Annotated in this window: 9 protein-coding genes; 8 read left to right on the forward strand and 1 reads right to left on the reverse strand. The window is 40.1% G+C overall.

Features of this window, described 5'->3' with window-relative positions:
* Window positions 1–75: 75 nt before the first annotated feature.
* From gloA2 to C8D76_RS01645, 3 genes are read left to right on the forward strand one after another with little or no spacing between them, the layout of a single operon-like run.
* Window positions 76–477 (forward strand): SMU1112c/YaeR family gloxylase I-like metalloprotein, encoded by a 402-nt coding sequence (gene gloA2 / locus C8D76_RS01635; RefSeq protein ID WP_116631078.1) that lies wholly within the window; start codon window positions 76–78, stop codon window positions 475–477.
* A 9-nt stretch (window positions 478–486) separates the two neighbouring features.
* Window positions 487–1,068, forward strand: a complete 582-nt coding sequence (locus tag C8D76_RS01640) for a DUF8095 domain-containing protein (RefSeq protein WP_116631079.1) — start codon at window positions 487–489, stop codon at window positions 1,066–1,068.
* A 10-nt stretch (window positions 1,069–1,078) separates the two neighbouring features.
* Window positions 1,079–1,375: a hypothetical protein gene (locus tag C8D76_RS01645; RefSeq protein WP_116631080.1), complete on the forward strand. Its 297-nt coding sequence runs from the start codon at window positions 1,079–1,081 to the stop codon at window positions 1,373–1,375.
* A 143-nt stretch (window positions 1,376–1,518) separates the two neighbouring features.
* Here C8D76_RS01645 and gap read toward each other — a convergent pair whose 3' ends face one another.
* Window positions 1,519–2,538: a type I glyceraldehyde-3-phosphate dehydrogenase gene (gene gap, locus C8D76_RS01650; RefSeq protein WP_116631081.1), complete on the reverse strand. Its 1,020-nt coding sequence runs from the start codon at window positions 2,536–2,538 to the stop codon at window positions 1,519–1,521.
* A gap of 266 nt (window positions 2,539–2,804) precedes the next feature.
* Here gap and gmk point away from each other — a divergent pair, with 266 nt between their 5' ends.
* From gmk to murI, 5 genes are all read left to right on the forward strand, one after another.
* On the forward strand, window positions 2,805–3,431 hold the full coding sequence (gene gmk, locus C8D76_RS01655) for a guanylate kinase (RefSeq protein ID WP_116631082.1): 627 nt from the start codon (window positions 2,805–2,807) through the stop codon (window positions 3,429–3,431).
* Between the two features lie 62 nt (window positions 3,432–3,493).
* Complete coding sequence (gene rpoZ, locus C8D76_RS01660; RefSeq protein ID WP_116631083.1) at window positions 3,494–3,769, forward strand: DNA-directed RNA polymerase subunit omega; 276 nt, start codon at window positions 3,494–3,496, stop codon at window positions 3,767–3,769.
* Between the two features lie 61 nt (window positions 3,770–3,830).
* Window positions 3,831–5,690, forward strand: a complete 1,860-nt coding sequence (locus C8D76_RS01665; protein WP_116631084.1) for a RelA/SpoT family protein — start codon at window positions 3,831–3,833, stop codon at window positions 5,688–5,690.
* Window positions 5,683–7,767, forward strand: a complete 2,085-nt coding sequence (gene recG, locus C8D76_RS01670) for an ATP-dependent DNA helicase RecG (protein ID WP_116631085.1) — start codon at window positions 5,683–5,685, stop codon at window positions 7,765–7,767. Before C8D76_RS01665 ends, recG begins: the two co-directional genes overlap by 8 nt.
* Window positions 7,768–7,818: 51 nt before the next feature.
* Window positions 7,819–8,631 (forward strand): glutamate racemase, encoded by an 813-nt coding sequence (gene murI / locus C8D76_RS01675; protein WP_116631086.1) that lies wholly within the window; start codon window positions 7,819–7,821, stop codon window positions 8,629–8,631.
* Window positions 8,632–8,894: the final 263 nt, after the last annotated feature.

An 8,894-nucleotide genomic window follows, 5' to 3' on the forward strand; every position in this document is an offset into this window, starting at 1 on the left:
AAGAAGATTTTTGTTTTAAAATTCAATATAATTGACTGAGTTTTTGGGGATTTTCAGCAAATAAGGGCAATTAATATGGCTTTGGGCATTGGTGGATTTCATCATATCGCTATAATTGTATCTAATTATCAAAAATCTAAAACGTTTTATACTGAGATTTTAGGGGCTGAAATTATTGCAGAAACTTATCGCCAATCTCGGAATAGTTATAAACTCGATCTTCGATTTAAAGATGGAAGTCAGATCGAGTTATTTTCATTTCCATCACCTCCAACTCGATTAACCGCGCCTGAAGCTTGTGGTTTACGTCATTTAGCATTTAAAGTTCAAAATATACAAAGTGCGGTGAAATTTTTGCAAGAAAAAGGCGTTGAATGTGAACCAATCCGCATCGATGAGCTGACAGGAAAACAATTTATGTTTTTCCGTGATCCCGATGATTTGCCGTTGGAATTATACGAATTGGAACAAGAATAGGGGTATCTAATGAGAGTTTTACCTGCGTTTATAGGATTAGGTCTAGGCTTAAGTTTGGCATCTTATAGCGTGTTTGCAGAATTTAATATCCATATTTCAGAAAATGAAACAAAGTTAAATGGTGAACGCTTATCCCAGCCTAATACCATTTTTGATGACTCGCCGAACGTTATTGAAAAAAGCTATATTGCTAAAGATGGCGCCGCTTCATCTCAACCAAATACCCAGAAATTAGCCAATACCATTGAATTTGAATTGTATCAATTTGGCGAAAATTATAATTCCCATAGCGTGTATAAATCGGGCGGTGGCATTTGCTACGGATACCGTTCAGATGATGGGGTAGATTTAACCGATTCTTCAACCTATTATGTAGATAGCAATAAACAGGATTATTATGTTAGTATCGCTGGCGCAACGCTGTCATCTAAAGATGGCATAAAAAATATGCAATATGCGCCAGTATTTAATATTTCTGATCAAAGTATGGACCAAGTTGTGCGAGATGAAGAATCTAAGCAAGGGCGTAAATTGGTTTCTAAAAATATGAAAGAGCGTGAAGAATTGCTTTCAGATGTGATTTGTAAATGAGGAAAAAGTAGTGAAAAAACAATTTTTAGTATTGATCGCAGCTGGTGTATTAGCAGCCTGTTCATCTGCACCACAAAATCAGCCGCAAGCGCCGTTAGATACTCAAGCGGTACAAGATTATAATGCGAAAGTGTATAGTGGAAATACGGTGCCTAAAGAACAACGTGTGAAAACACCAAAGCAAGTTGAAATGCCACTAAACCAAAGTGATAACCAACCTCGCCAAAATTCAGGCGTTAAAGTAAATCCAAATATTGCCGTGGGTGTTGGATATGGTTGGGGGCATCATCATAGACATTGGTGGTAAAATAAAACTATTCATAAATACCGCACGAAAGTGCGGTTATTTTTTATTAAATTTTTGTTTGTGCTAGAACCTTAGAGAAAATCATAAAACTTGCACAAAAAAGACCGCACTTGGTGCGGTCTTTAATATTTTGAAAGGAATAATTAACCTTTGTAGTTGTGGATATGTGCAACTAAGTCTAATACTTTGTTTGAATAACCAGTTTCGTTATCGTACCAAGATACTAATTTAACGAATGAATCAGTTAATGCGATACCTGCGTCAGCATCGAAGATTGAAGTTAATGCACAGCCGTTGAAGTCTGTAGAAACTACTGCATCTTCAGTGTAACCTAAAACGCCTTTTAATTCGCCGTTGAAAGTTTTACCTTCAGCTGCATCTTTGATTGCTGCTTTGATTACTTCGTATGAAGCTGGTTTTTCTAAGTTTACAGTTAAGTCAACAACAGAAACGTTTGGAGTAGGAACGCGGAACGCCATACCTGTTAATTTGCCGTTTAATGCAGGTAATACTTTACCTACCGCTTTTGCAGCACCTGTTGATGAAGGGATGATGTTTTGTGAAGCACCGCGACCACCACGCCAGTCTTTCATTGATGGACCATCTACCGTTTTTTGAGTTGCTGTTGTTGCGTGAACGGTTGTCATTAAACCATCTTTGATACCAAAAGTTTCGTGGATAACACGCGCTAAAGGTGCTAAACAGTTTGTTGTACAAGATGCGTTAGACACGATGTCTTGACCCGCGTATGCTGAGAAGTTAACACCACGAACGAACATAGGAGTTGCGTCTTTTGAAGGACCAGTCATTACAACTTTTTTCGCACCAGCAGTAATGTGTTTACGTGCTGTTTCATCTGTTAAGAATAAGCCAGTTGCTTCAACTGCGATATCAACACCGATTGCGCCCCAGTTTAAGTTTGCTGGATCACGTTCAGCAGTAACACGGATTGTTTTACCGTTCACTACTAAGTTACCATCTTTCACTTCAACTGAACCATCGAAACGACCATGAGTTGAATCGTATTTTAACATGTATGCCATGTATTCAACATCGATTAAGTCGTTGATACCTACAACTTCGATGTCATCACGTTGTTGTGCAGCACGGAATACGATACGACCGATACGGCCGAAACCATTGATACCAATTTTAATTGCCATAAGATTTTCACCTATATATTTAAAGTTAAACAAAATTATCACGGTTTAGCTACCTTTTTCGGGTAATCTTAGCCGCTACCTCGCAATTATAGCACGGTTTCTTTTCAGAACAATCCAGACTATGAAAATAACTATAACAAATAAGTTTTGTGTGATCTATGTCAAATTTTTCAAATTTCATTATTTAGAAAAACTCTGCAAATTTTGACCGCACTTTGCCTGAAAATTTGGCATAATACGCCTATTCATTATTAATAGGAAATACTATGTCACAAGGTAATCTTTATATTTTGTCTGCTCCAAGTGGTGCAGGTAAATCATCACTCATTGCAGCATTATTAGAAAAACAAACACAAAATAAAATAATGGTCTCGGTATCTCACACCACCCGCCAGCCTCGCCCAGGGGAAGAAAATGGCGTGCATTACCATTTTGTTGAAGTAGAAGAATTTGAAACGTTAATCGAGCAAGGCATATTTTTGGAATACGCTAAAGTCTTTGGTGGCAATTATTATGGGACTTCGTTGCCTGCAATTGAAAAAAATCTTGCCGCAGGGAACGATGTGTTTTTAGATATTGATTGGCAAGGCGCACAACAAATTCGCCAAAAAGTGCCTAGCGTAAAAAGTATTTTTATTTTGCCGCCTTCATTGGCTGAATTGGAAAAACGTTTGATTGGACGTGGACAAGATAGTGCAGAAGTCATTGCAGAGCGCATGTCAAAAGCGATGAATGAAATTTCGCACTATAACGAATATGATTATGTGATTGTGAATGACGACTTTGAGCAAGCATTAACCGATCTGCAAGGGATTTTGCGTGCGGAAAAATTAACGCTTTCTTATCAAGAAAGCCAAAATCAAGCATTAATTCAGGAATTACTAGCAAAATAGACCGCACTTTAGTATCATAGATGACCTTTTTTTAGAAATATGATTAATACTTGGAGTAAAATATGGCTCGTGTAACAGTACAAGCAGCTGTTGAACAAATTGGTAACCGCTTTGATTTAATTCTGACAGCGGCACGCCGTGCAAGACAATTACAATTAAACCAACGTGAACCTTTGGTGCCAGAAGAAAACGATAAACCAACCGTTATCGCATTGCGTGAAATTGAAAAAGGTTTAATCAATAACGACATTATGAACGCACAAGATCGCCAAGATGCGTTAGCACAAGATCAAGCAGAAATTGAAGCCGTTTCTTTATTAACAGAAGCACCACTCTAATAAGAGTGATTGGGTTCGCAAAGCATTTTATGCGCTAATTTTTTGACGAAGGCAGGTATGTATGGAACTTTTTGCCCCTTTAGATAAAATTATTCAGGGTTATTTGCCTGATGAAAAAATAATGCTGGTAAAACGCGCTTTTGTGGTTGCTCGAGATGCCCATGAAGGGCAATATCGTTCAAGTGGCGAACCCTATATTACTCACCCAGTCGCCGTAGCATCAATTATTGCAGATATGCGACTCGATCACGAAGCCGTGATGGCAGCCTTGCTACATGATGTGATCGAAGACACTCCTTATACCGAAGAACAATTAGCCGCCGAGTTTGGCTCAAGCGTGGCAGAAATTGTTGAAGGTGTTTCCAAACTTGATAAATTAAAATTTCGTACCCGCCAAGAAGCGCAAGCAGAAAGCTTTCGCAAGATGATTTTGGCGATGACGAAAGATATTCGCGTTGTTCTGATTAAATTAGCCGACCGCACACATAATATGCGCACTCTTGGTGCGTTACGCCCAGATAAACGACGCCGCATAGCCCGAGAAACCCTTGAGATTTATAGCCCATTGGCACACCGCTTAGGGATTGAACATGTCAAAAATGAATTAGAAGATCTGTGCTTTCAAGCAATGCATCCACAGCGTTATGTTGTTATTCATCGAGTCATTGATGATGCGCGAAATACTGGGGGCGAATTGATCCAGCCAATTCTTAAAAATTTAGAAACATCATTGGAACAAGCGGGTATTCCAGCGCGTGTGTATGGGCGAGAAAAACCTGCCTTTTATATTTATCAATCATTGAAAAATCATTCACAAAAGTTTCGCACGATTTTAGATATTTATAATTTTAGGGTTGTTACGCATAATGTGGATGATTGCTATCGTGCTTTAGGTTGTGTTCATCGTTTGTATAAACCGCGGGCGGGACAAATTAAAGATTATATTGCCGTGCCTAAAACCAATGGTTATCAAGCATTGCACACGGCTACCATCGGGCCGAAAGGCGTGCCTGTTGCCGTGCAAATTCGCACAGAAGAAATGGATCAAATTGCCAAAATGGGCGTGACGGCTCACTGGGTCTTTAAACAAGATGGCAAGAACGACCAGACAACTGCGCAAATCAAAGCACAACGTTGGCTTGAAAATATCATTGAGTTGCAACAAAGTGCGGGCAATTCTTTTGAATTTATTGAAAGCGTGAAATCTGATCTTTTCAGCCATGAAATTTATGTATTCACTCCTAAAGGCCGTATTATTGAACTGCCAAAAGGGGCAACGGCTGTGGATTTCGCTTATGCCGTGCATACGGATGTCGGTGATTCCTGTGTTGGAGCGATTGTCGATCGTTCTGATTATCCACTCACTCAGCCTCTTGTTTCTGGGCAAACGGTGGATATCGTCACGTCACCTCATGCAAAACCGCGCGCTATTTGGTTAAGTTCTGTGGTAACAGGGCGCGCTAAATCGAGAATTCGTCAAGCACTCAAAACTCAAGAAGAATCGACCGCACTTAAAGCACCAATGCAAAATCGCCATTATGCAAATTGCTGCCATCCGATCCCAGGTGATAAAGCTCGCGCCTATAAAACAGAGGGCAATGATTGGATTGTGCATCATGCGAGCTGTTTAACTTTGCGACATCATCCTGAAAGTATTGATGTGCAAGTAGAAAATGAAGGACAAGAGTTTGAAGTTGAACTCCGCATTGAAATGCAACGGGCGGCGGCATTAGGTAATTTATTGGCGGCGATTAGCGCGAATCATAGTAATATCCATAGTGTGTGGTCGGAAGAAGATACAAATAGCAGCTTAGCTATTTTGCTGGCGACAACAAAAGATACGCGCCATTTGTCTTCAATGATGCGCAAAATTCAAAACTTGCCTGAAGTCATTTCGGTGAAGCGTAATATCAATGCCTAATCTTCAATTCTTAGATGCGGTTCCGCTCACAACCTTATCTGGTGTGGGCGCTGCGATTTCAGAAAAACTAAGCCGCATTGGCATTCATAATTTGCAGGATCTGTTATTTCATCTGCCAATCCGTTATGAAGATCGCACGCATATCACCCCAATTTCTCATCTTCGCCCCGAACAATATGCAACCATTGAAGGGGTTGTGCAAACTTGCGAAGTGCAATTCGGTCGCCGTCCAATCCTGACGGTAAGCCTTTCTGACGGCTCATCAAAAATTATGTTACGCTTTTTTAACTTTAATGCGGGAATGCGTAATAGTTTCCAAATCGGCACAAGGGTAAAAGCCTTTGGCGAGATAAAGCGCGGTCGTTTTATGGCGGAAATTCATCATCCCGAATATCAAATTATTCGTGATACTCAGCCTATTCAATTAGAAGAAAACCTAACGCCGATTTATTCCACTACTGAAGGATTAAAACAGAATTCATTACGCAAACTCACGGATCAAGCGCTCGCATTGCTAGATAAAATTCAAATTGCGGAAATTTTACCGAATGAATTTAATCCCTATCCTTTTAGCCTAAAAGAAGCGATTCGATTTTTGCACCGTCCACCGCCAGATGTTTCCTTAGAAAGTCTTGAAAACGGGCAGCATCCAGCACAAGTGCGGTTAATTTTTGAAGAATTATTAGCCCATAATCTTGCCATGCAAAAGGTGCGTCTTGGCACGCAACAATTCAGAGCTTTGCCTTTGCACTATCAAACAGATCTAAAATCGCGTTTTCTCTCACAATTGCCTTTTAAGCCGACCAATGCACAGGCGCGCGTTACACAAGATATTGAAAAAGATTTAAAGCAACAATATCCGATGATGCGTTTAGTGCAAGGCGATGTGGGCTCGGGCAAAACATTGGTAGCCGCCCTTGCCGCCTTAATGGCGATTGATAATGGCAAACAAGTTGCACTTATGGCGCCCACAGAAATTTTAGCGGAACAACATGCCGAGAATTTCAAGCGTTGGTTTGCCCCTTTGGGGATTGAAGTGGGCTGGTTGGCTGGAAAAGTAAAAGGGAAAGCTCGCCAAGCAGCGTTAGAAAATATAAAAAATGCGAAAGTCCAAATGGTGGTGGGAACACATGCGCTTTTTCAGGAAGAAGTAGAATTTGCAAACCTTGCTTTAGTAATTATTGATGAACAACACCGTTTTGGTGTGCATCAACGATTAATGCTTAGAGAAAAAGGGGAAAAAGCAGGCTTTTATCCGCACCAACTGATTATGACTGCAACGCCTATTCCACGCACCCTCGCTATGACGGTTTATGCAGATTTGGATACTTCCATTATTGATGAATTGCCCCCTGGGCGCACGCCGATAAAAACCGTGGTGGTATCAGAGGAACGGCGTAGCGAAATTGTGGCGCGCGTACATCATGCTTGCACCAATGAAAATCGGCAAGTATATTGGGTTTGCACATTAATCGATGAAAGTGAAGTGCTAGAAGCACAGGCGGCGGAAGCAACGGCGGAAGATTTGCGCCAAGCCTTACCGCACTTACGCATTGGATTGGTGCATGGACGCATGAAACCTGCTGAAAAACAAGAAATTATGGCAAGCTTTAAAGCCGCTGAATTAGATTTGTTAGTAGCGACCACCGTGATTGAAGTTGGGGTTGATGTGCCAAATGCTAGCTTAATGATTATTGAAAATACGGAACGTTTGGGGTTATCGCAGCTGCATCAATTGCGTGGACGTGTTGGGCGGGGCAGCACCGCGTCATTTTGTGTTTTAATGTATAAACCGCCGTTGGGAAAAATCTCACAAAAACGCTTGCAAGTGCTGCGAGATAGTCAAGACGGTTTTGTCATTTCAGAAAAGGATCTTGAAATTCGTGGGCCTGGTGAAGTACTTGGCACTAAACAAACGGGTATTGCGGAATTTAAAATTGCGAATTTAATGCGTGATCGCAAAATGATTCCGACCGTGCAGCATTATGCTCGCGAACTGATTCAAAAATACCCCGATGTCGCAGAAAATCTTATTAAACGTTGGCTGAATAATCGCGAAATTTATAGCAATGCTTAATAAATAGGTATAAAGTGCGGTCAAATTTTTAAAAATTTTAATGTAGTTGGATTGAATATGAATGAGAAAGCAACAATCCTGTTTTTTGATTCTGGTGTTGGTGGCTTCAGTGTTTATCATGAAGTGTTAGATTTATTGCCGCACCATCATTATCTCTATGCCTTTGATAATGAAATGTTCCCCTTTTCAGAAAAAAGTGAAGAATTAGTCATTCAACGCACCTTGGCTGTGTGTAAGAAAATCAATGAGCGTTATCCGCTGGATCTAATCGTCATCGCTTGTAATACCGCGAGTACCGTAGTGCTGCCCGCATTGCGTGAATATTTCGACATTCCTATTGTAGGTACCGTGCCTGCTATCAAGCCAGCTGCTGAAATTTCACAAACCAAACACATTGGATTATTGGCAACGAAAGGTACAGTAAAGCGTGCTTATGTAAATGATCTGATTGAAAAATATGCTTCCCATTGCCAAATAGAAAAATTAGGCTCAACTAAGTTAGTTGAAATCGCACAAGATAAAATTCAAGGCGATTCAGTAGATTTATTGGCATTAAAGAATGAATTAGAAATTTGGGCTAAAAAAACGGATTTGGACACCGTAATTCTTGGCTGCACGCATTTCCCGCTGATCAAAGATGAAATTCAGATTTGTTTACCTCAGGTTAAATATTTTGTCGATCCAGGTGCCGCAATTGCCAAACGTGTCGCCTATTTATTGGATTCTATAAAAGTGCGGTCAAAAAAGGAGACAAAAAATCTCATCTTTTGTACTAAACATTTCAGCATTGAAAATAAATTTTTACAAGCATTGAAATTTCGTTGGGGATTTGAAGAGTTAGTATTGCTAAATTTAGATGAATAGTTCAACAAATTGACTGCAAAATAATCACTCAAAAACAAAATTGAGAAATTTTCAAAAAATTTCAGCAAAAGGGGTTGCAAAGGATTTGAAAATGCCTATAATACGCCGCACACAACGACGCGCTGTTGTGAAATTGAAAAGATTATCCAGTGCGTCGTTCTTTTTTGCTCTTTAACAATTTATCAGACAATCTGTGTGGGCACGAGTAAGATTCGTTTTGAAAAAAATTAAAACAGAAACTTAAAGTGCTGAACAAAGTTAAT

This window comes from Alitibacter langaaensis DSM 22999 (genome assembly GCF_003096995.1).
GTDB lineage: Bacteria > Pseudomonadota > Gammaproteobacteria > Enterobacterales > Pasteurellaceae > Exercitatus > Exercitatus langaaensis.

Coding starts and splice junctions, on each gene's coding strand:
- gap (WP_116631081.1), bottom strand. CDS start 2,538: ATGGCAATTAAAATTGGTATCAATGGTTTCGGCCGTATCGGTCGTATC.
- C8D76_RS01665 (WP_116631084.1), top strand. CDS start 3,831: ATGGAACTTTTTGCCCCTTTAGATAAAATTATTCAGGGTTATTTGCCT.
- rpoZ (WP_116631083.1), top strand. CDS start 3,494: ATGGCTCGTGTAACAGTACAAGCAGCTGTTGAACAAATTGGTAACCGC.
- recG (WP_116631085.1), top strand. CDS start 5,683: ATGCCTAATCTTCAATTCTTAGATGCGGTTCCGCTCACAACCTTATCT.
- C8D76_RS01640 (WP_116631079.1), top strand. CDS start 487: ATGAGAGTTTTACCTGCGTTTATAGGATTAGGTCTAGGCTTAAGTTTG.
- gloA2 (WP_116631078.1), top strand. CDS start 76: ATGGCTTTGGGCATTGGTGGATTTCATCATATCGCTATAATTGTATCT.
- gmk (WP_116631082.1), top strand. CDS start 2,805: ATGTCACAAGGTAATCTTTATATTTTGTCTGCTCCAAGTGGTGCAGGT.